Origin of the sequence: Anabaena sp. UHCC 0253 (assembly GCF_009712085.1) — a bacterium.
In the GTDB taxonomy this organism is placed as follows: Bacteria; Cyanobacteriota; Cyanobacteriia; order Cyanobacteriales; family Nostocaceae; genus Dolichospermum.
This window is the reverse complement of record NZ_VILD01000002.1, coordinates 703,324-723,608: the sequence shown is the minus strand read 5'-3', so window position 1 is coordinate 723,608 and position 20,285 is coordinate 703,324. Positions and strand designations below refer to the sequence as shown.

The window sequence follows — 20,285 nt, the reverse complement described above, 5'->3', positions numbered from 1 at the left end:
TTACTCTGTCACGTTTGCTCTCTGCTTTCGGTGAGAAATCTGGGTTAAAGAGGTTTATCTCAAGAAATGTGGCTATAAACTTGATATTAACCGCTATAAAAATAATGATTTATAATTAATTTCTTATGGATTGTAAAAAATTGTAAACCTTGTATATTTAAAGAAGTTAATACATAATTTATCTTTGCTAGTTTCTTGTCTGAAATCAGGAATTTCAAAATCAACATCAGACAGATACAAATCAAGTTTTAACTATTCGTTACTTTAACTTTCTATTATCTATGACATTACCTGAGCCTCAAACTGATATTCCAGAAATTACCCAGACACCTGCCAAATCAAGCCGTTGGCCACGGTTATTTTTAGCTGCACTATTATTGATTGGGGGTGGAATGGGAATTGCTTGGAAATTGCTAACTCCTGAAAATCCCACTCCAGCAACGGCTAATGCCCGACCTCCAGAGGTAAAAGTTAAACTATCAGCAGTGCAAACAGGCACAATTGAAGAGAGTACAGAATATATAGCCAGTCTAGAATCTCGGCGTTCAATTAATCTGCAACCTAGAATTCAAGGACAAGTTGCTCAAATATTCGTGAAATCAGGAGATCCAGTTTCCGCTGGGACTGCTATTCTGCAAATAGATTCCAGACAACAACAAGCCGCAGTTAGTAGTTTATCTGCTGCTGGTCAGGGTTCGCAAGCACAACTAGAAAACGCTCGCGCTACCCTCAAATCTTTGCAAGCAGAACGGTTAGCTAATGTTGCTGATGTGCGCTTAAATCAACTAGATTATAATCGCTATTCTGAATTAGCTGCACAAGGGGCTGTATCTCGCCAAACGCAAGATTTATATGCAAATAAACTGGCGACAGCTAAAGCTCAACTTGGGGCGATAGATTCCCGCATTCAAGCCCAACTAGCCACTATATCCCAGGTAGAAAAGTCTTTATTACAAGCTGATGCCAATATTAGACAACAACAAGTAGAACTTCAATATTACAAAATTACTGCCCCCTTTACCGGTACTGTTGGCGATATTCCCGTAAAAGTAGGGGATTTTGTGAATACTTCCACACCCTTAGCGACAATCACCCAAAACGGACCTTTAGAAGTTAAAATTCCTGTCCCCCTAGAAAAAGGTCCGCAATTGCGTCAAGGATTACCAGTGGAATTAATTAATGCTCAAGGTCAAATCATCGGCAATAGTCGCGTATTTTTTATATCTCCCAATATCACTAATAATTCTCAATCAATTTTAGTTAAAGCCCTTTATAACAATACTAATGGACAACTGCGAGCAGATCAATTAATTCGGGCTAAAATAATTTGGAATCAGCGTTCTGGAGTTATAATTCCCACGACAGCTATATCTCGAATAGCGGGAGAAAACTTTGTATTTGTAGCCGAAACCCAAAAGTCTCCTGAAGGTGTTTCCCAATTAATAGCCAGACAAAAACAGGTGAAGTTAGGCAATATCAAAGGTAATGATTACCAAGTAATTTCAGGATTACAACAAGATGAAAAATTGATAATTTCAGGTGTGCAAAATCTCAGAGACGGAGTACAAATAATTGACAATTGACAATTGACAATTGACAATTACAAATTACTAATTACCAATTTATGTTTGTTGACTTTTTTATTAAGCGACCTGTATTTACCAGTGTCTGCGCTATTATCATTTTGCTGGTTGGTGCAATCAGTATTCCGACATTACCCACTGCCCAATATCCAGATATTAGTCCAACGCAGATTATTGTCAGTTCTAATTATGTCGGTGCTACTGCGGAAATTGTTGAAAGTACCGTAACGACAATTTTAGAACGGCAGATTAACGGTATCGAAGGCATTAAATATATGACTTCGAGTAGTAGTAATGACGGCACTAGTACAATTACCGTGACATTTGATGCTTCACGGGATAAAGATATTGCTGCGGTTGATGTGCAGAACCGTGTTACCTCGGCTGAACCTCAGTTACCAGAAGCAGTGAAGCAAACAGGAGTGACTGTGAGCAAACAGTCTAATAATATTCTGCTAGGGATGGGTTTGTACAGTGATAATAAAGGCTTAGATAATGTCTTTTTAAGTAATTATGCTGATTTATATATAACAGATGCCCTGAAACGGATTAAAGGTGTCAGTGAGGCGCGGATTTTTGGTGAACGCCGCTATGCGATGCGTCTGTGGCTGAATCCGAATAAACTGGCTACGCGGAATTTAACTACAGACGATGTGATTAATGCCCTAAATGAACAAAACTTACAGGTAGGTGCGGGGCAAATTGGACAGCAGCCAGCCCCAGATGGTCAGATGTATCAAATTGACTTGAGGGCAGTTAGTCGGCTGACGGAAGTAGAGGAATTTGATAATTTAGTTATTAAAACTGCGGCTGACGGTAGTTTGATTAAGTTGAAAGATGTGGGGAGAGCGGAACTTGGCGCTCAAAACTATAGCTCATTTCTCCGCTTTAAGGCGAATGAAGGTGTAGGGATTGGGATTTTTCCGACACCGGGAAGTAATGTCTTGAACGTTGCTAATTCAGTCAAAAAAGAAATGGAGCGATTGTCCCAAAGTTTTCCACCGGGGATGAAATATCAAGTGGCATTTGATACCACTACGATTATAGAAGAATCACTAGCAGAAGTGATAAAAACATTATTAGAAGCGATCGCTCTGGTTGTTCTTGTCATCTTTATTTTCTTACAAGATTGGCGCATTACTCTAATTCCCGTTATCACTATTCCCCTGGCTTTAATTGGGACTTTTGCGTTTGTTAAAGCTTTTGATTTTTCCATCAACATCTTAACCATGTTTGGTTTAACTCTCGCCACGGGAATGGTAGTTGATGACGCAATTATCGTAGTTGAAGATATCTCCCGTTTAATTCAAGAAGAAGGAATACCACCCCGCAAAGCCGCTTCTTTGGCTATGTCCCAATTAACGGGGGCTGTAATTGCGACTTCTTTGGTATTAATGGCTGTATTTGTCCCGGTAGCCTTTTTCCCTGGTTCAACTGGACAAATTTACAAACAATTCGCCCTAACAATTGCCTTTTCCATCACCATTTCTACATTTTTAGCTCTGACCCTTACCCCTGCTCTTTCGGCTTTACTGTTGCGACCTAGACCCCAACCCAAAGGTATTTTCGGCTGGGTATTCGGTCGCATTAACTGGTTTTTAGAAGCCATGCGTCGGGGATATGAGCGATCTTTAAGGTTTTTAACAAAAATCAAAGCCATTGTGGCGATCGCATTTATTGGTTTATTAGGTGTCACAGCTTGGCTTTACATAACTGTACCCACATCATTTTTACCGGACGAAGACCAAGGTTATTTCATTACAATTATCCAAGGTCCAGAAGGTTCTTCACTCAAATACACCAGTAAAGTCATGAGTGAGGTAGAAGCACAAATCCTCAAATTACCAGAAGTTGTAGGTACTTTCGCCGTTGGTGGCTTTAGTTTTAGTGGAAATACGGCTAACAGTGGCATAATTTTCACTACTCTCAAATCCTGGGACGAACGCACCAAACCAAATCAGTCAGTCCAAGCCCTGATTAGTCAATTAAGACAAAGCTTCTCAGGAATTACCGAAGCCAACGTTTTTCCAGTCAATCCCCCCGCAATTCGCGGTTTAGGTAGTTTTAGTGGTTTCCAATTTCAGTTACAAGACATAGCCGGCACTAACAGCTTAAATTCTATGCTGCAAACGGTGGGTCAGTTCATGAGAGAGGGAAATCAAACCCCAGAACTGCAAGCTGTATTTAGCACTTTTAAAGCCAATACACCGCAAATCTTAATTGAAGTTGACCGCAATAAAGCTAAATCTCTGCAAGTTTCCATTGACGATATTTTTAAAACCCTCCAAACTTATTTGGGTTCACGATATGTGAATGATTTTAATTTCCTTTCTCGCACATATCGGGTATATATCCAAGCCGATGCTCAATTTCGATCAAATCCTGATGATATCGGTTTATTAAATGTCCGTTCTGAAACTAATCAAATGATTCCTTTGAGTAGTTTAGTAAAATTAACTCCAACAACTGGAGCGCAAACTATTAATCACTATAACTTGTTTCGTTCTATTGAAATTAATGGTTCTCCTGCTCCTGGAACTAGTTCTGGACAAGCAACTTTGGCTATGGAACAACTAGCTAAAAAGATTTTACCCACAAGTATGGGATATGAATGGTCAGGTATTGTTGCTGAGGAAAAAGAATCTGGTGGACAAGCACCAATCATTTTTGGTTTAGGCTTAGTTTTCGTCTTTTTAGTCTTAGCTGCTCAGTATGAAAATTATGTTGATCCTGTGATTATTCTGTTGTCAGTTCCCTTAGCTATTATGGGAGCTTTAGCATCACAATCATTACGGGGTTTAAGTAATGATGTGTTTTGCCAAGTAGGGTTAGTGATGTTAATTGGTTTAGCAAGTAAAAACGCAATTTTGATTGTAGAGTTTGCTAATCAATTACAAGAACAACAAGGTTTATCAATTACGAAAGCAGCGGTAGAAGCAGCACAAGGTCGTTTACGTCCAATTCTCATGACGGCTTTTTCCACTTTGCTGGGTATTTTTCCCCTAGCAACTGCCACAGGTGCAGGTGCAGCAAGTCGTCAATCTCTTGGTACGGCTGTGTTTGGGGGAATGTTTGTGGCGACTTTTCTAAGTTTGTTTATTGTGCCAATTCTTTATATCATTATTGGCAAAATTCGCCAGCGTTTGCAACCTGTTCATAAGTAGGGCTTGGAGAAGGTGACAGGTGACAGGAAAGAAGGAATGAACCACGTTCGCGAAGCGTCCCGTTAGGGATAGGAACGAAGGACACGAAGGAAAGAGAGTTTGAGAGATATTTGGCGTAAGTCCTAGTTCTTAGTTGTCAATTGTTCAGAAGTCACTGAGGAAGAATGAGAAGGAGATCAGATAATTTTCGCCAGATGTGTACGCAAATGAGGAGAAACTCTGTTCCATTGTTTTTTGTGCTACAGATTGTAGTGTGAAATGTAGTTTTAAAGTTATGATGAATTTTCCACAAGGGTATTTTATTTTCTCTGAGTTTTCAGTATAATCACATTAGTTCTGATAAAAATGAAAATTAATTTATCTCCGTAAGCTGTATAAACTAAAAAAAGGAGTTGTTTCTGAACTCCTGCTACGCCTAGCTAATAAATCCTTTCTCAGTAAATACCGATAATATCCGTCCATGGAAAAATACTTAGAAATTAACAATCATCATGGCGGAAATGTCGTAGATATACCTTGTTTATATAATTAGTAACTTTCACTCCTAAATTATGAATATGCAAAAATTATCTCGTTCTTTATTATCTCTGCTCTTTACCGGACTGGTTTTACTGCCCTTAGCACCAGCCGAAGCTGTGACTTTTCGCGCTAAAGGTAGTCCCAATAAAACCGCAGGGGGAGCAAGTAGAGGCATTTGTCAGCAACTGGGAACGGTATCTTCCCAACCAATTTTAACGGCATTAATACCAGCTACAGATAAGGAATTAACGACTGCGGCTTATCCCACAGTTTTAGTAAAAATATCTGAACCAGCAACTCGCAAGGCTGAGTTAACTTTATGGGATGGAGAAGGAAACGGCATTTACCAAACTGTCGTTGATTTGGCTTCTACCCCTGGTATTACTAGCTTTAAAATTCCGAAAGCGGCTGGACCATTGGCAGTTGGTAAGCAATATAAATGGAATCTGGCTTTGATTTGTGATCCTGAAGAACGACAACGGGATATTGTTTTGGAAGGAACTTTAGAACGAGTCGAACTCAGTTCTACTCTGAATAGTAGTCTCGCCACTGCCAGTCCGTTAGAAAAAGCTAAACTCTATGCTCAAAATGGGTTATGGTATGACACTGTAGCCACAATGGCTGATTTAAAGCGATCGCTTCCCCAAAATACTCAAATTGGTGCTGAATGGCAAGAACTACTTCAGTCGGTTGGACTAACTGAACTTAGTCAAGTTCCTCTAGTTGATTGTTGTCAACAGCCCAAAAATTAAACTTCCGCTGATGTGATTAAACTCAAACAGTTCCTCAATAGCTGGCGAGCAGTATTGGTAATCTCTCCATCAGTAGCGGGTTTCATCATTCTCATGCGGGTTCTGGGGCTGTTTCAAATGATAGATTGGGCAGCACTTGATCAGTTTTTTAAACTGCGTCCCCCAGAGCCTCCCGACTCCCGCATTGTGATAGTTACTATTGATGAAGACACCATTAGAAAAGTTGGAACATGGCCTATCCCTGATGCTGTACTTGCAAAAATGTTGGATAAAATCCGCCAACAAAAACCTATAGCAATTGGGTTGGATTTATATCGAGATTTACCTGTACAACCTGGTAATGACAAACTAATTGAGATTCTCAAATCTACACCAAATCTAATTGGCGTAAAAAAGGTAGTAGGAGATGGATTAGGACCGGAAGTAAATCCTCATCCTATCTTGAATAAACTTAATCAAATAGCGGCTTCCGATTTATTACTAGATGCTGATGGGAAAGTCCGTCGGGGTCTAATTTCTCTTGAGTCTAAATCGGATGAGCAAGTGATGAGTTTGGCAACCACACTATCTTTAATGTATTTGGAAAATAAGAATATTCAGTTACAAGAATTAGATGCAGATAAACGTCATTATCAATTAGGAAAAGCTACATTTATTCCGTTTGAAAAAAATGATGGTGGTTATATTCGCACTGATGATCAAGGTTATCAGATTTTATTGAATTTTCGTGGTAGGGAAGACCAGTTTCCAACATATTCAATTATGGATGTGATCAATGACAAAGTACCAAAAGATTGGGGACGCGATCGCATTATTTTAATTGGGGCAACTGCGGCAAGTTTACATGATGATTTCTTCACTCCTTATAGTAGTTCTGTTAGTGCTTTTCCAGAAAGAATGCCTGGGGTAGTTATTCATGCTAATGTTGTTAGTCAAATTTTGAGTGCTGCACTAGATAATAGACCCATGATGCGGGGTAGTTCCCAAGCAATACAATGGTTATGGATTATTTTATGGTCTTTTATTGGTGCTATTCTCGGTTGGACTTTGCGTTCTCAAAAATTTATTCATAGAAATATTTCTTATAAAGAAACGATATTAAGTTTAATAGTGGCTGGAAGTAGTTTAATGTTCGGTTCTTACTGGGTTTTTCTGCAAGGTTGGTGGATTCCTGTTGTCCCACCTTTGCTAGGTTTAGGAGGATCGGCGATCGCTATTGCTATCTACACTACCAGTTTAGAACGTCAAGACCGATACACTCTCATGGCACTATTCAAACAGCAGGTTACATCTCAAGTCGCCGATGAAATCTGGACTTCTCGCCACAATCTACTCCAAAAAGGGTCAATTGTCGGGCGAGAAATGACTGCAACCGTACTATTTTCAGATTTGGAAGGTTTTACCTCAATTGCCACAACTATCAGTCCTACGGCTTTAATGTCTTGGCTGAATGAATATATGCAAGCAATGGCTGATATCGTTTTGGAATATAACGGGATGGTAAATAAATTTATTGGTGATGCCGTAATGGCGCTTTTTGGTGTACCAATTGAACGGACAAGATTAGCCGAAATTGCCGTTGATGCTCAAAATGCCGTTGGTTGTGCTTTAGCAATGGCCGATAAATTGCGATCGCTCAATCAACAATGGCAGTTATCAGGTAATCCCACCGTCGCTATTCGTATTGGTATTGCCACAGGAACGGTCGTCACTGGTATGCTAGGCAATGCCCAAAGAGCCGAATATACAGCCCTGGGAGACACGGTAAACGTAGCCTCTCGTCTAGAAAGTTATGATAAATCTTTAAACAGTGGACTTTGCCGAATTCTCATTAGTGAAGAAACTTATCAACATATCAAAGATAAGTTTCCTACCAAATTTATCGGCAGTTGTCAGCTAAAAGGACGGGATGAATTAACTCACATCTACCAAGTTTTAGGGTCTTAAGCTGTCTTCACAAAAACAGAACCAGCTTCAATTTTAGCTTGATAAGTTTTCAGAGGTTTTTCCGCTGGACCTGCTTTCACCTTACCATCACCAGCAAATTCTGCATCATGACAGGGACAGACAAATTGATTTTTCTTTGTGTTCCATCCAACTGTGCAACCTTTGTGAGTACAGGTAGGATTAACAGCAATCAATTTTTTTGCTGCTTGAGAAGTTCCCACCACTAACACTGCACCAACCGGCGAATTCTCGGCTAATAATTGACCAGTTTTATCTAATTCGGCCACAGTACCCACTTTTTGCCAGCCTTTGTTAGCATCATTAGATCCAGAAGTAGCCGATGTACTGGTTTCAGGAGAACAAGCAGCGATCGCTACAGGTAGAGAACTAGCTAAACAACCCAATCCCACCCAATTGATAAACTCACGACGTTTCATAGTTGCTTGTAATTAATGTGTTATTTTTCACTCCCATCTATTATTACTGTTAAACTTTGATACTGTCATTTAAAAAATTTAATCACAAATAATGAGATCCCCTACTTCTCAAAGAGGTCGGGGATCTGGGTGTTATATTTAGACATCAAAAAAATTTAAATATGCGTTATTTAGAATCCTTGTAGAGACGTTCTATGGAACATCTCTACATTTTTTCACCAGCTATCTATTAATTATCCGGGATTTGTTTCTTCAAAGCCTCTAATGAAGCCCAACGGCTATCAATAGGTTGGTCAGAAAGACTAGGAGCAGTATTTAAAATCCCTGGACAATTAATATTACATAATTGACGCTGTGGCAACGTTAAACACATCTGCTCATATAGCCATTCACTCGGATAAAAATAACCATCCGGTACTAATGTTTCCAGCAAATCTTCTACAGCTACTTCCCGTTCTAAAGGCAAATCTTCAGTTTGATTAGCGGTTTCATCCAACCAAATAATTTCCTGAGTATTGAGAACCACACGATGGTTATATTGCTGCAAACAGCGGTTGCAGGTGCAAGTAACAATTGCTTCTGCCTGACATGAAACTTCCAGATAATTACCCTGATGTTTAACTTGGATAACTCCGCGAACTGGTGTCAATGTTTCTAAACCAGGCAGAAACTCTTGCACTTGAATTTCCTCTGTCCGCTCCGGGGCTTTAGTTAGCTGCGGAATCAAAATAGCGTCCATAGGATTTTTTGAGATACCCTCAAGAAGAAATTAATGGGTGGTAAATGGTGATGAAAACATCACCTATTCTCTATCCCCTAATGATGGTTCAACTGCTTGACGAACCACTAAATGACGATGAGGTTCTTTCCCAGAACTGAAGGTTTCTAAATCAGGAAATTCCTTCAATAATGTATGAACCTGTCGCCGTTCAGCCGCACTGAGAGATTTAAGTTCTACTTCTCTCCCAGAAAATCGCACTTCGGCGGCAGCAGTTTCGGCTAAAGTACGAATTTCGGCTTCTCGTTTCACACGATAACCATTTAATTCAATAGTGTAAGATGTCTGATTTTCTTCTGGTTGATTCAAGTTGAGAACGGAATTTGCTAGATATTGAATTCCATCTAACACCGCACCACCAGAACCAATTAAAACCCTAATTTGTTCCGGCGTTAAATTGGTTTCATCTATTGTCAACCAGTAGCTTTCTCCTGCTGGTATATCTTGTTCAAAAGATGGGATAGTTTGCACCTTAGCCCGCACTTGAGTAGATACACCCGTCAGGAGTAGCAAATTTTGTAGCCATTGTTCACCACTCTGCATAAAAATGTCGCTCATAATCAACCAGTAGCCTTTTTCTTAGAACTTTTGGGTTCAAATGGCAACGCTTTCACATCTACGGTTTGCGCTTCTTTCTCCTGTGAGTCTACGATTTTTTGTATTTCTTCTGGTAGAGGTTCGCGGGAGAGAATATAGGTTTGTATGGTTTGGAAAATATTACCAATTACCATATACATTAATACCCCTGCTGGTAGGGGAAAGAATAAGAACATCCCAGAAAAGATGACAGGAGTAATTTTATTTACCGTATCTTGTTGAGGGTTGCCGCCACTGGAATTTTGCCCAGAAAGCATTTGACTGACATAGAGACTGATACCAAAGAACACGATCATCGCCACAATATCCCAATGGACTGTGTTATCGGGATCAATAGCACCTACTCTTCCCAAGGCATCAATAAAAAGAAATCCTTTGTCTGCCGCTAGTCCGGGAATTGTCCCTTGAATGGTTACTTCTCCAGGCTCTAAGGCTTCTATATTGCCTTGGGCATCAATTTTGATTCTTTCTTCGCCTTTAGTGATTTTCCATTCTGGTGTTAACTTGGTTTCTGGATGTTCTACTAAAAGCGCATCAAAAGGTTTCCCTTCTATGGTTTGATATTGAATCTTCGTCTTTTCTCCCACCGCTAATTTGTTACCAGCAGGGAGGATAGCGGTAACTTTTGTATGTTCTCCATCAGCAATGTAGATGTTTTGCGGGGAAGTAGCAAAAGCTTGGGGTTGAATGCGTTCAATCTGTTCAGAGGGGAATACTTCTAGGTTCACAGAGTAGTTAACACCGGAAAAAGGTGAACCTCGCAAGGTTGCAAATAGGGCTAGTAATACTGGCATTTGCAACAACAAAGGTAAACATCCTGCTAAGGGATTACCAAATTCCTTTTGAACATTGAGCATTTCCTCTTGTTGCTTTTGCGGATCGTTTTTAAAGCGTTCTTTGACTTCTGCCATGCGCTTTTGCATCAGAGGTTGCACAACTCGCATCCGTCGCATACTGCGAATAGAGCCAGCACTCAGGGGATAGAGTGCAAAGCGGATAATCAATGTTAGTGCTACTATCGCCAATCCATAGCTAGGGACAAAACCATAGAAAAGGTCTATGATTGGCAACATCACGTTGTTCGAGAGAAACCCGATACCAAAATCCATTATTCTGAATTAAACCTGCGGTACTTTGACACTTCCACCCCTTTTAGGAGTGGCATTCTTGGTTGATCCTGTCCTCTGATCATAGTTAAAGTTGCCTTGCTATGGTAGAGGTGGTTCTATCCCAAGCTTTTGCTCTATATTGTAGAGGTTTTTGTTAAGCATTGCGGCGACTATCCACAAGCTAGGGAAGCTACGAATAGCCGCACATGATCTCAAAAGGTGAATGATAAAATCATCTTTTAGGAATTGTGCTGAGTAGAAAAAATTATAAAACTCAGAACAAATGACTTATTTAGCACTGCTATATTGGGGATTTTTAGCAGCGACTTTTTCGTTAATGTAGTCATATACTTCCCGAAAATTAGGAATAGCCCGCATTTCTATGAGCGTTCCATTTTTGAGGGTGATGGCCATATCGCCCCAGAGGCCAATACCACGGGGAACTTTGACAACTTTCACGATTTCTGAATAAATGACATCATAGCGATCGCGTCCCATCCAACCCCCAGTTACACAAACCCGCCGATCTGTGATCCGGAAGCGTAGCCATATAGCCCTAACAATTGCTCCAACAGCTAATGGTATCCCCACCACTGTTAACCCAATCAGCAAATTGAGAATTAAATCCCCAATGTGAGGGCCACCTTCATAATAGACTTCTTCACGAATGCCCATTTAATACCTCAGTTTGTGCCAACAACTGCTCTAATTCTTGCAGAAATTTATGACTTCCGCACGCAGATTCTATGGTTGTTGGTTTCACAATTAACACTAATCGCCATCCTGGGACTAATTCTGGCAACAACTGATGTAATGCGGCTGTAATTTGCCTTTTAATTTTATTGCGAACTACGGCGCGTTTACTGACTTTTGTACTAATGGAAATACCAATTTTTGTAGCAAGGGGGGCAGTATCCAAAGAAGGTTCTGTGGAAAAAGCAGGTTTTAAAGCTCTCAATGTGAAATGAGAACTCTGTCGCCGAATTCCTTCCCGGAAAACTGCCTGAAAATCCTGGCGGGATTTAAGTCGATATGCTTTTGGTAAAGCCACAACTGTAATTAATCGCTGAATTTACCCTACACGCTCAAACGATGCCGTCCTTTTTTTCTTCTAGCAGTAATGACGTTTCTACCGTCTGGTGTCCGCATTCTGGCACGAAATCCAGATGTTCTTTTCCGCTTCCGACAAGTTCCTCCCAGGGTTCTTTTCATACCTTTCTCCTTTTAGGCGATTTTCATAAAAAGTCACAATCTGCTATCTTATCACTTTACAGGCGATAATATTCAGCTTCAGCATAAAGTAGTTCCAGCAATTTAGGGAGGTTGATAACTACAGGACTTACGCACAAGTCACGAAAGAACGAACCACGAAGGAACGAAGGACACGAAGAAAAGAAGGTTTCAGAGATATTTTGCGTAAGTCCTAAACTAGTTTAAATTCTATTCCCTAGATTAATTAATGCTCAAAATCCAATAACCTAATGGACGGAGAATGGGGACATCACCAGGTGAAAGAACCAGACATCTAAAATTGTACATTCCACCAAAAGCTGGGTTCAGAACGTTAGATAAGACTAATGTTACCTCTTGTCCTGCGGGAACAGGTTCTTCGGGAAAAATTTCTAGTACACGGGCTTCTTTATCCCATTTAACTTCTGATACAGGTAAACTTTTGCCCTTAACTCTGATTTCTACTTTTTTGGTATCAAAGCTACCATCGTAATAATTAGGATAGCTGATCGCAAATTGAGCTACTGCCAATTGCATCTTTCCACGAGGAATTTTGAGTCTGTAACGGTCTGTAGCGTTAGCTTGTCCATTAAAGTCTAAGCTAAAGGGGAGGCGGTTTTCAGTTCTCACTCCGCTAAAGAGGGTAAATCCCTGTCCACCGGCCCAAGTAAGAGCGGGGAAAGCAGTTAGTAAACAGCCTGTCATGGCCAAACTAGAAAGTACACGTTTCATAAATTAAGTTTCCTTTAGTTGATAGTTTTGTAACTTAGCGTTAGTATTTGTAACTAAACTTTACTACTATATGCTTGACAATAGACGGAAGTTAGAAGTAAAAGTGCCATTTTCCGAAAAACTCCATTCATCTAGTCAAATTATGGTTATTTATAGTAAATGTTGTTAATTATATTACCCAAAAGATAATTTTTGTTGCTAATTCTGGAGTGAATTTCACAAAGACTGAGATTTTTTTAAAATATAAAATAATCTGAAGAATAATATACAAAATATGGGGATCGGCATAGGATGTGCAATATCTAATTTTAGCTGTAGCTATTTTGTCAAGATGATATCTGCATACCGTCAAGTTGAGGTTGTGATTAGAAAACGAAGATTGTAAAAACAAAAGTTGAAAATTCTATCTACAAGGGTAATTCATGGTTGATCATCCCATCAGCTTGATGATACTAAGTTGACATAGAAAGTATTAATAGTTAACGGGTGATGTTAAGTATTTATTTCCAGGAGATTTCATGAAAATAGCAGTAGCTAAAGAAATAGAAGTTTGTGAACGGCGTGTAGCCTTAATTCCCGACACCGTAGCCAGATTAGTCAAACAAGGCTTAGAGGTTTTTATAGAAGCGGGTGCGGGAGAAAAAGCATTTTTCAGCGATAGTGATTATGAAGCAGCAGGGGCTAAAATTATCAGCGACACTGCTCAATTATGGGGAGAAGCAGATGTTTTGCTCAAAGTTAGCCCACCGCAAACTAGAGAAGATGGACAATCAGAAATTGATTTACTCAAATCAGGATCTGTATTAATTAGCTTCCTCAATCCCTTAGGTAATCCCGTAGTCGCTCAACAATTGGCAAATCGGCAAATTACAGCTTTGAGTATGGAATTAATCCCCCGTACCACCAGGGCGCAAAGCATGGATGCTTTATCCTCCCAAGCTTCACTAGCTGGATATAAAGCGGTATTAATTGCAGCGGCAGCATTACCGAAATATTTCCCGATGTTAACCACCGCTGCGGGGACAATTCCTCCCGCCAAAGTATTTATTATGGGAGCAGGTGTGGCAGGATTGCAAGCGATCGCCACTGCTAGAAGGCTAGGAGCAGTAGTAGAAGCCTTTGACATCCGCCCAGCCGTTAAAGAAGAAGTCCAAAGCTTAGGCGCGAAATTCGTCGAAGTCAAACTCGAAGAAGAAACCGTTGCTGCGGGTGGTTACGCCAAAGAAATCTCTGAAGACAGTAAAAAGCGTACCCAAGAACTAGTAGCCAGCCACGTCAAAAACTCCGATGTTGTAATTACTACTGCCCAAGTACCAGGAAGACAAGCCCCCAGACTGGTGACAGAAGAAATGGTAGCGCAGATGAAACCCGGTTCAGTCATAGTAGATTTAGCCGCAGAACAAGGTGGAAACTGCGCCTGTACTGAAGCAGGTAAAGATATTATTTGGAACGGTGTCACAATTATCGGTCCAATTAATTTACCCTCATCAATGCCAGTACACGCCAGCCAACTGTATGCAAAAAATGTCACTTCATTAATGCAACTGTTGATTAAAGACAAAGCCTTAGAAATCAACTTTAGTGATGATATCGTTGATGCTGCTTGTGTTACTCATGGTGGAGAAATTAGAAACCAACGAGTAAAAGACGCTTTGCAGACAGTAGCGGTGTAATTCAACATAGATTGAATGAACCACGAAGGAGCGAAGAACACGAAGGAAGAAGAGTTTAAGAGAGTTCTTGCGTAAGTCCTATCTTTCTTTCCTTTGCGCCTTTGCGCCTTTGCGTGAGCCTTATTCTTAAATCCAAAAATCACATGACACAAGCATTACTTCCAGCCTTATTCGTACTCGTTTTAGCCTCTTTCATCGGCTTTGAGGTGATTAACAAAGTTCCCCCCACACTTCACACTCCTTTAATGTCCGGTTCAAACGCCATTTCCGGGATTTCCGTAATTGGTGCAATCCTGGCTGCGGGGGAAAGAAACAGCAATTTATCAGTAATTCTCGGTTTAATTGCGGTGATATTGGCAATGGTTAACGTTGTCGGTGGTTTTTTAGTAACTGACAGAATGCTGCAAATGTTTAAGAAAAAGGAAGTTAAAGCATGAGCGACTTTTTACCAACTGGGATTCAGCTAACTTACTTAGTCGCTGCATCATTATTTATTCTCGGTTTGAAAAAACTCGGTTCTCCCGCTACAGCTAGAAACGGTAATCTTGTGGCTGCGGTGGGGATGCTGTTGGCTGTTGTTGCCACTTTATTAGATCAGCACGTATTAAATTACGAAATGATATTGATAGGTTTAGTGATTGGTTCTATTATTGGAGCGATCGCAGCTTACAAAGTGCAAATGACGGAAATGCCCCAAATGGTGGGTTTACTCAATGGTTTGGGGGGAGCATCTTCCGCACTTATCGCTGTTGCCGAATTTTGGCGGTTATTAGATGCTTCCCAACCTATCCCCCTGGATGTCAACATTTCTATGTTATTGGATGTGTTGATCGGTGGTGTGACTTTAACGGGTAGTTTTCTGGCTTTTGCCAAATTGCAAGGTTTAATCAGCGGTACACCAATTACCTTTCCTTTGCAGCAACCTTTTAACCTCTTGCTGTTGGGTTCTTATTTAGCTGGAAGTGCCTATTTAATCATTACACCAGATAGCCTCCCCGTATTTTTGGGAGTGGTGGCTGTTTCTTTGGTGTTGGGTGTCATGTTTGTACTGCCTATTGGTGGCGGTGATATGCCCGTTGTCATCTCCCTGTTAAACTCTTTATCAGGTGTAGCTGCGGCGGCTGCGGGTTTTGTGGTGATGAACAATATGTTAATCATCGCCGGTGCTTTGGTGGGTGCTTCTGGTTTAATCCTTACAGAAATTATGTGTAAGGCTATGAACCGTTCTTTGTTCAGTGTCTTATTTAGTGCTTTTGGTTCAGTTTCTACTGCTGCTGCTACTGCTAGTGGTGGTGCAAGTAGTCAACCCGTTCGCAGTATTGATGCTGAAGAAGGGGCGATGATGTTGGGTTATGCTCGTTCTGTGGTAATTGTCCCAGGATACGGTATGGCGGTTGCTCAAGCACAGCATAGCGTCCGCGAGTTGGCAGATCAACTAGAACGCATGGGTGTGGATGTGAAATATGCGATACATCCGGTTGCGGGGAGAATGCCGGGACACATGAATGTATTATTGGCGGAAGCTAATGTACCCTATACGCAGTTGTACGATATGGAGGATATTAATCCCCAGTTTGAACAAGCTGATGTGGCGTTAGTTATTGGTGCTAATGATGTGGTCAATCCGGCGGCGCGTAGTGATGCGAGTAGTCCTATTTATGGGATGCCGATTTTGGAGGTTGATCGGGCAAAGCAGACTATTGTGATTAAGCGCGGTATGAGTGCTGGTTTTGCTGGTGTTGATAATGAGTTGTTTTATAAGGCTAAAACGACGATGTTGTTTGGTAGTGCTAAGGATATGGTGGCTAAGTTGGTGAGTGAGGTGAAGCAACTTTAGGTTAATTTTAGGGGTGTAGTTTTTTTGCTATACCCTTACTGTTTTTTTACATTGTATATTTATTTTCGTATTCTGGTTAGAAAGTATGAGCAATGATAAACCAACTCTAAATGAACTGCGTAAATTGATTATTTTCACTATAGTTAAATTAGCTAACGAAAACTTCTATTCTGTGCCAGAATTTTCTAAAGAATTAGGTATAGAGCCTACTAATCAAAGTGATAATTTGTCCAGTGAAATAGTGTTTTTACAAGATTTTGTTTTAGAAAAATCTGAAGATTTTATAATTAATTTGGCACAGAAAATTTTAAAAAAATATCCATCAGTAGAGCTTTCTAAAATGTTGAGTAAATATCAAGATAATCAACTTCAGTTTTCCCTAGAAAATAGACGAAATTTAATAGATGAACTACTTCTAAATATAGAATCAGGTAGAAATATATACGGAAAACTAGATTTAATAATGTTTCTCAAACGTATATATGAATTAGATGATATGCCTTCTGAAGATGGTCGTTTTGACACAGCTACAAAGGACATCGAACAACACATGGTTAATTTCCCAGACTGGGACTATATTCGTTTATTTAATTATTTAGGTTTAAAGAATGAACCTGATGATATTTTTTTTAAATTTCTTGAGCAAGTGACTCATCCAGTAGTTCAAGAACCACAGATACAAAGGTTCTTTGTTGATCTCATAAACAATCATTTATTTAAAGATGGTTTTCGCTTAGAATCAAAAGAACAAATGTTAGGACTTCCAATTTACCAAGTAGTTAAAATTAGTTCAGGTGTTAGCGGTAACATAAAACAATTAATATTTGCTTCAAATGGTGAAAAACCAGAACTGGTGCTTGAAGATGCTATCAATAATCATATTCGGATTGTTAAAAATGAAGATAAATGTCTTGTTTACGATCAGATAATTCCCAGCACAGGATTATTATGGAAAGATTTAGTGTCTTGGTGGGCAAAAAAAGTCAATCATGAAACTATCACTAAAGAAACAGAAGATTCACTTTATGAGCGTTTATCACTTTCTTTATCTCCAAGCTCACCACCAGAAAAATTATTATTTGAGACATATTATGAAACTTTTGGAAATATGTATGGTGACAATTTGCCAGCACTAATTCCTCAAGTCTATCTACACTATGATCCATACACCTTAAAAGAATTGCCAAACAAAAGAATAGCAAGACAAAGAATGGATTTTTTAATCCTATTTTCTACTCAAGAAAGAGTAGTAATAGAGGTTGACGGTAAACAGCATTATGCTAATGATGAGATCGCAAGCACTCAAAAATATTCTGAAATGGTCGCGGAAGATAGAAAGCTCAAACTAGCTGGTTATGAAATTTATAGATTTGGAGGATATGAGTTAAGAGGAGAATTAGGAAAAAATTTGGTTATTGATTTTTTCAATAAGATTTTTGAAAAATATAACATCCAAAAAAATTAATCAATAACTAGGGGTGTACTTTATTTGTATACCCTTATTTTTTATTAAAATTACTATCCATTAATATTACCTAGTTTAATTCTTATTAAATTTGAATTACCCAAATTTCCTGAATAGTAGTAAAGGTGAGAATATCTTGCTCTGAGTTCTTCCAAAGAAATTCCTAAACGATTTGCTACGTCTTCCTCTCTAGCATAATTTTTTTCTTTATTAAGAGATTGAATAGCTCCTGCCAAAAGTAACCGTTTAAATTGTTTTCCGTCCAAAGTTCGGAGAATCAGAGACTTTTCCACAGAGTTACTATTTTTATCTCTTCTTTGTTCATTCCAATAATTTTTCCAACAAGAATGTACTCTCCACGGAGATCCTAAGCTATCAAATAAAACTGAATCACCAAAACCATTAGTGTGATAAAAAACTTCTTCTCCACACCACCAGCATTGTGTAGGATAAGTCTCAGCATCTTTAATTTCGTTAGCTATTTTGTTAGCTAAGACTTTATCAGCTATTGTAGTATTATTTGAAACTGTACTAGCTCCGCTGCCACCTCCATAATCCCCACCGCCCCAGCCACAATCACATCCTGGTGGGTGATTCCAAGCATTACACATAGTTTTTACCCTTGCATTGTTTATAGATATAATTGTCTATTTATAACATGAAATTTACTTGGTTACGTAGTATTGAGGGTAAACTTTTGGTAACGTTTGCGATCGCTCTTTCTTCTCTTCTTCCTTCGCGCTCTTCGTGTCTTCGTGGTTCGTTAAAAAAGGATGTTGGGAAGTTGAGGGGGTGCGATCGCTGTTTGGGAAGTTGGAGGGATGCGATCGCTGTTTGGGGAGTTGAGGGGGTGCGATCGCTGTTTGAGGATGATGGGATTTAGGAGATAGTGCTATAATTCAAATAATCAAATTCCAGGATAAATTCTATGCCAGTAGAAGCCATTTATGAACAAGGAACATTGAGATTATCACAACCGATAAAACTAGCAGAAGGAAGTAAAGTACAAGTAATTATCATTCCTCTAGAATCTAATTATCAACAGAAAAAAACATTAGAAATTTTACAAGAGATTGCTGAACTTCCTTTAGAGGGAAAAACAGATCCTTTTGATGGCAAAGATCATGATCAAGTTTTATATTGTCAATAGTTTATGATTTTTGTAGATACGGGTGCTTGGTTTGCTAGTGTTGTTCCTTCAGATTCCAACCATAAAAACGCTATTTTATGGTTAACTAATAATACATATTCTTTAGTAACAACTGATTATGTAATTGATGAAACATTAACTTTATTAAGAGCAAGAGGAGAAACCAAAAGAGCAATTATTTTAGGTGAAGCTTTCTTCTCAGGTCAATTAGCAACTATATATTATTTAACACAAGAAGATATTCGCCTAACTTGGCAGATTTTTTGTGATTATTCTGATAAAGAATGGAGTTTCACAGATTGTAGTAGTAAAGTTATCATGGAAAAGTTAGATATTATCCAAGCATTTTCATTTGATTATCATTTTCGTCAATTTGGTATTTTTCAAGTCGTCCCGTAATGTATCGTTTTTCTTTTGTCACTGGATAGCGATCGCTATTTGGGGGGTTGAAGGGTGCGATAGCGAAGCGCTCCGTAGGAATCGCTTTTGGGAAGTTGGAGGGAGTGCGATCTCTCTTTCTCTGTGTCTCTGTGGTTCGTTAAAAAAGGATGTTTGGGAGTTGAGGGGATGCGATAGCGCAAGCGCTGACTTGTCAGTTCGCTGTTTGGGGAAATTGAAGGGGTGCGATCAGCGAAATTAATCTAAATCTTCCTCAGTCAAACCAGCATCTTTCAAAATACTTCTGAGTGTACCAGTAGGTAAATCACGATTACCATGAACAGGTATAGAAAGAATCACACTCATACCTTCCTTAACATAGATATGATGACTACCTGTAATCCTTTTTAGATTCCATCCATAGCGTTCAACAATCTTACACAGAGACTTACCAGAAACCGATTTCATAAAGATAACTCAATCAACTGTTTTTGTGGTTCAACTTCTTCTTGCTGACTAGCAACTTCTAACCAACCTTGAACAGCATCTTTCAACATTTCTAATAAATGTTCGTAGCTTTCACCCCAGGTATGACATCCTGGTAAAGCTGGTACAGAACCACACCAGACACCGTCTTCTTCCCAAATAATTGCTTTTATTTTCATAGCCAATTCCTTGAACTAGGGATATTTTAACGCAGAGGCAGTCAGATGTACCAGTTTAATAAAGATGAATAATCGCTGTTTGGGGGGTTGAAGGGTGCGATAGCGCAAGCGCTGACTTGTCAGTTCGCTGTTTGGGGGGTTGAAGGGTGCGATAGCGAAGCGCTCCGTAGGAATCGCTTTTTGGGTAAGTTGAAGGGTGCGATCGCTCTTACTCTGTGTTCTCTGTGTCTCTGTGGTTCGTTAAAAAGATGTTGGGGAGTTGAGGGGTG

At 39.5% G+C, this 20,285-nt stretch carries 22 protein-coding genes; 11 read left to right on the top strand and 11 right to left on the bottom strand.

Annotated elements, in window-relative coordinates; all coding sequences use genetic code 11:
- Positions 1 to 281 precede the first annotated feature (281 nt).
- The 4 genes from FJR38_RS07510 to FJR38_RS07495 all read left to right on the top strand — a co-directional run bounded on the left by FJR38_RS07510 (position 282) and on the right by FJR38_RS07495 (position 7,965).
- A complete protein-coding gene (locus tag FJR38_RS07510) occupies positions 282 to 1,583 on the top strand; it encodes an efflux RND transporter periplasmic adaptor subunit (protein WP_168536231.1) in 1,302 nt (433 codons plus the stop codon).
- 41 nt (positions 1,584 to 1,624) lie between these two features.
- Positions 1,625 to 4,747: an efflux RND transporter permease subunit gene (locus FJR38_RS07505; protein WP_168493079.1), complete on the top strand. Its 3,123-nt coding sequence runs from the start codon at positions 1,625 to 1,627 to the stop codon at positions 4,745 to 4,747.
- A gap of 551 nt (positions 4,748 to 5,298) precedes the next feature.
- On the top strand, positions 5,299 to 6,018 hold the full coding sequence (locus FJR38_RS07500) for a DUF928 domain-containing protein (RefSeq protein WP_168493077.1): 720 nt from the start codon (positions 5,299 to 5,301) through the stop codon (positions 6,016 to 6,018).
- A 12-nt stretch (positions 6,019 to 6,030) separates the two neighbouring features.
- Positions 6,031 to 7,965 carry a CHASE2 domain-containing protein gene (locus FJR38_RS07495; protein WP_371418154.1) on the top strand — a complete coding sequence of 645 codons (1,935 nt, stop codon included), beginning with the start codon at positions 6,031 to 6,033 and terminating at the stop codon, positions 7,963 to 7,965.
- On the opposite strand, the gene FJR38_RS07490 is transcribed toward FJR38_RS07495, so the two are convergent.
- The 8 genes from FJR38_RS07490 to FJR38_RS07455 all read right to left on the bottom strand — a co-directional run bounded on the left by FJR38_RS07490 (position 7,962) and on the right by FJR38_RS07455 (position 12,848).
- Positions 7,962 to 8,402 (bottom strand): ubiquinol-cytochrome c reductase iron-sulfur subunit, encoded by a 441-nt coding sequence (locus FJR38_RS07490; RefSeq protein ID WP_168536229.1) that lies wholly within the window; start codon positions 8,400 to 8,402, stop codon positions 7,962 to 7,964. The two genes, FJR38_RS07495 and FJR38_RS07490, sit on opposite strands and share 4 nt — an antisense overlap.
- Before the next feature lie 229 nt (positions 8,403 to 8,631).
- Entirely contained in the window at positions 8,632 to 9,141 is a 510-nt protein-coding gene (locus FJR38_RS07485) for a DUF177 domain-containing protein (protein WP_168493068.1), read from the bottom strand.
- A gap of 63 nt (positions 9,142 to 9,204) precedes the next feature.
- A complete protein-coding gene (locus tag FJR38_RS07480) occupies positions 9,205 to 9,738 on the bottom strand; it encodes a R3H domain-containing nucleic acid-binding protein (RefSeq protein ID WP_168493066.1) in 534 nt (177 codons plus the stop codon).
- Positions 9,739 to 9,740: 2 nt separating this feature from the next.
- Positions 9,741 to 10,886, bottom strand: a complete 1,146-nt coding sequence (gene yidC, locus FJR38_RS07475) for a membrane protein insertase YidC (protein WP_168493064.1) — start codon at positions 10,884 to 10,886, stop codon at positions 9,741 to 9,743.
- A 288-nt stretch (positions 10,887 to 11,174) separates the two neighbouring features.
- A complete protein-coding gene (locus FJR38_RS07470; RefSeq protein WP_168493062.1) occupies positions 11,175 to 11,561 on the bottom strand; it encodes a PH domain-containing protein in 387 nt (128 codons plus the stop codon).
- On the bottom strand, positions 11,548 to 11,937 hold the full coding sequence (gene rnpA / locus FJR38_RS07465; RefSeq protein WP_168493060.1) for a ribonuclease P protein component: 390 nt from the start codon (positions 11,935 to 11,937) through the stop codon (positions 11,548 to 11,550). Before rnpA ends, FJR38_RS07470 begins: the two co-directional genes overlap by 14 nt.
- Before the next feature lie 26 nt (positions 11,938 to 11,963).
- A complete protein-coding gene (gene rpmH, locus FJR38_RS07460) occupies positions 11,964 to 12,098 on the bottom strand; it encodes a 50S ribosomal protein L34 (protein ID WP_168493058.1) in 135 nt (44 codons plus the stop codon).
- A 240-nt stretch (positions 12,099 to 12,338) separates the two neighbouring features.
- On the bottom strand, positions 12,339 to 12,848 hold the full coding sequence (locus tag FJR38_RS07455; protein WP_168493056.1) for a DUF2808 domain-containing protein: 510 nt from the start codon (positions 12,846 to 12,848) through the stop codon (positions 12,339 to 12,341).
- Positions 12,849 to 13,366: 518 nt separating this feature from the next.
- Here FJR38_RS07455 and FJR38_RS07450 point away from each other — a divergent pair.
- The 4 genes from FJR38_RS07450 (at position 13,367) to FJR38_RS07435 (ending at position 17,823) form a co-directional block, all read left to right on the top strand.
- Positions 13,367 to 14,521 carry a Re/Si-specific NAD(P)(+) transhydrogenase subunit alpha gene (locus FJR38_RS07450; protein WP_168536227.1) on the top strand — a complete coding sequence of 385 codons (1,155 nt, stop codon included), beginning with the start codon at positions 13,367 to 13,369 and terminating at the stop codon, positions 14,519 to 14,521.
- Positions 14,522 to 14,664: 143 nt separating this feature from the next.
- The gene (locus FJR38_RS07445) at positions 14,665 to 14,958 is read left to right on the top strand and encodes an NAD(P) transhydrogenase subunit alpha (protein WP_168493052.1); all 294 of its coding nucleotides are present in this window, start codon (positions 14,665 to 14,667) and stop codon (positions 14,956 to 14,958) included.
- Complete coding sequence (locus FJR38_RS07440; protein WP_168536225.1) at positions 14,955 to 16,358, top strand: NAD(P)(+) transhydrogenase (Re/Si-specific) subunit beta; 1,404 nt, start codon at positions 14,955 to 14,957, stop codon at positions 16,356 to 16,358. Before FJR38_RS07445 ends, FJR38_RS07440 begins: the two co-directional genes overlap by 4 nt.
- A gap of 85 nt (positions 16,359 to 16,443) precedes the next feature.
- A complete protein-coding gene (locus FJR38_RS07435; RefSeq protein ID WP_217359997.1) occupies positions 16,444 to 17,823 on the top strand; it encodes a hypothetical protein in 1,380 nt (459 codons plus the stop codon).
- 53 nt (positions 17,824 to 17,876) lie between these two features.
- Here FJR38_RS07435 and FJR38_RS07430 read toward each other — a convergent pair whose 3' ends face one another.
- Positions 17,877 to 18,434, bottom strand: a complete 558-nt coding sequence (locus FJR38_RS07430; protein ID WP_168536223.1) for a hypothetical protein — start codon at positions 18,432 to 18,434, stop codon at positions 17,877 to 17,879.
- Positions 18,435 to 18,481: 47 nt separating this feature from the next.
- Between FJR38_RS07430 and FJR38_RS07425 the strand changes: the two genes are divergently transcribed.
- Genes FJR38_RS07425 through FJR38_RS07415 form a run of 3 tightly spaced genes read left to right on the top strand, consistent with a single transcriptional unit; the run spans position 18,482 to position 19,372 of the window.
- Complete coding sequence (locus tag FJR38_RS07425) at positions 18,482 to 18,706, top strand: hypothetical protein (RefSeq protein WP_168536221.1); 225 nt, start codon at positions 18,482 to 18,484, stop codon at positions 18,704 to 18,706.
- Positions 18,707 to 18,751: 45 nt separating this feature from the next.
- Positions 18,752 to 18,973 (top strand): antitoxin family protein, encoded by a 222-nt coding sequence (locus FJR38_RS07420; protein WP_096668005.1) that lies wholly within the window; start codon positions 18,752 to 18,754, stop codon positions 18,971 to 18,973.
- Between the two features lie 3 nt (positions 18,974 to 18,976).
- Positions 18,977 to 19,372 carry a type II toxin-antitoxin system VapC family toxin gene (locus tag FJR38_RS07415; RefSeq protein ID WP_168536219.1) on the top strand — a complete coding sequence of 132 codons (396 nt, stop codon included), beginning with the start codon at positions 18,977 to 18,979 and terminating at the stop codon, positions 19,370 to 19,372.
- Between the two features lie 237 nt (positions 19,373 to 19,609).
- Here the strand turns inward: FJR38_RS07415 and FJR38_RS07410 are convergent, their stop codons facing one another.
- Positions 19,610 to 19,819, bottom strand: a complete 210-nt coding sequence (locus tag FJR38_RS07410) for a type II toxin-antitoxin system HicA family toxin (protein ID WP_168536217.1) — start codon at positions 19,817 to 19,819, stop codon at positions 19,610 to 19,612.
- On the bottom strand, positions 19,816 to 20,016 hold the full coding sequence (locus tag FJR38_RS07405) for a type II toxin-antitoxin system HicB family antitoxin (protein WP_006278807.1): 201 nt from the start codon (positions 20,014 to 20,016) through the stop codon (positions 19,816 to 19,818). The genes FJR38_RS07410 and FJR38_RS07405 overlap by 4 nt, the downstream gene beginning before the upstream one ends.
- Positions 20,017 to 20,285: the final 269 nt, after the last annotated feature.

What these genes read in the sequence shown, in the direction of transcription:
- FJR38_RS07510 (WP_168536231.1), top strand. Translation starts at nt 282, where the DNA reads ATGACATTACCTGAGCCTCAAACTGATATTCCAGAAATTACCCAGACA.
- FJR38_RS07505 (WP_168493079.1), top strand. Translation starts at nt 1,625, where the DNA reads ATGTTTGTTGACTTTTTTATTAAGCGACCTGTATTTACCAGTGTCTGC.
- FJR38_RS07500 (WP_168493077.1), top strand. Translation starts at nt 5,299, where the DNA reads ATGAATATGCAAAAATTATCTCGTTCTTTATTATCTCTGCTCTTTACC.
- FJR38_RS07490 (WP_168536229.1), bottom strand. Translation starts at nt 8,402, where the DNA reads ATGAAACGTCGTGAGTTTATCAATTGGGTGGGATTGGGTTGTTTAGCT.
- FJR38_RS07485 (WP_168493068.1), bottom strand. Translation starts at nt 9,141, where the DNA reads ATGGACGCTATTTTGATTCCGCAGCTAACTAAAGCCCCGGAGCGGACA.
- FJR38_RS07480 (WP_168493066.1), bottom strand. Translation starts at nt 9,738, where the DNA reads ATGAGCGACATTTTTATGCAGAGTGGTGAACAATGGCTACAAAATTTG.
- yidC (WP_168493064.1), bottom strand. Translation starts at nt 10,886, where the DNA reads ATGGATTTTGGTATCGGGTTTCTCTCGAACAACGTGATGTTGCCAATC.
- FJR38_RS07470 (WP_168493062.1), bottom strand. Translation starts at nt 11,561, where the DNA reads ATGGGCATTCGTGAAGAAGTCTATTATGAAGGTGGCCCTCACATTGGG.
- rpmH (WP_168493058.1), bottom strand. Translation starts at nt 12,098, where the DNA reads ATGAAAAGAACCCTGGGAGGAACTTGTCGGAAGCGGAAAAGAACATCT.
- FJR38_RS07455 (WP_168493056.1), bottom strand. Translation starts at nt 12,848, where the DNA reads ATGAAACGTGTACTTTCTAGTTTGGCCATGACAGGCTGTTTACTAACT.
- FJR38_RS07450 (WP_168536227.1), top strand. Translation starts at nt 13,367, where the DNA reads ATGAAAATAGCAGTAGCTAAAGAAATAGAAGTTTGTGAACGGCGTGTA.
- FJR38_RS07445 (WP_168493052.1), top strand. Translation starts at nt 14,665, where the DNA reads ATGACACAAGCATTACTTCCAGCCTTATTCGTACTCGTTTTAGCCTCT.
- FJR38_RS07440 (WP_168536225.1), top strand. Translation starts at nt 14,955, where the DNA reads ATGAGCGACTTTTTACCAACTGGGATTCAGCTAACTTACTTAGTCGCT.
- FJR38_RS07435 (WP_217359997.1), top strand. Translation starts at nt 16,444, where the DNA reads ATGAGCAATGATAAACCAACTCTAAATGAACTGCGTAAATTGATTATT.
- FJR38_RS07430 (WP_168536223.1), bottom strand. Translation starts at nt 18,434, where the DNA reads ATGTGTAATGCTTGGAATCACCCACCAGGATGTGATTGTGGCTGGGGC.
- FJR38_RS07425 (WP_168536221.1), top strand. Translation starts at nt 18,482, where the DNA reads ATGAAATTTACTTGGTTACGTAGTATTGAGGGTAAACTTTTGGTAACG.
- FJR38_RS07420 (WP_096668005.1), top strand. Translation starts at nt 18,752, where the DNA reads ATGCCAGTAGAAGCCATTTATGAACAAGGAACATTGAGATTATCACAA.
- FJR38_RS07415 (WP_168536219.1), top strand. Translation starts at nt 18,977, where the DNA reads ATGATTTTTGTAGATACGGGTGCTTGGTTTGCTAGTGTTGTTCCTTCA.
- FJR38_RS07410 (WP_168536217.1), bottom strand. Translation starts at nt 19,819, where the DNA reads ATGAAATCGGTTTCTGGTAAGTCTCTGTGTAAGATTGTTGAACGCTAT.
- FJR38_RS07405 (WP_006278807.1), bottom strand. Translation starts at nt 20,016, where the DNA reads ATGAAAATAAAAGCAATTATTTGGGAAGAAGACGGTGTCTGGTGTGGT.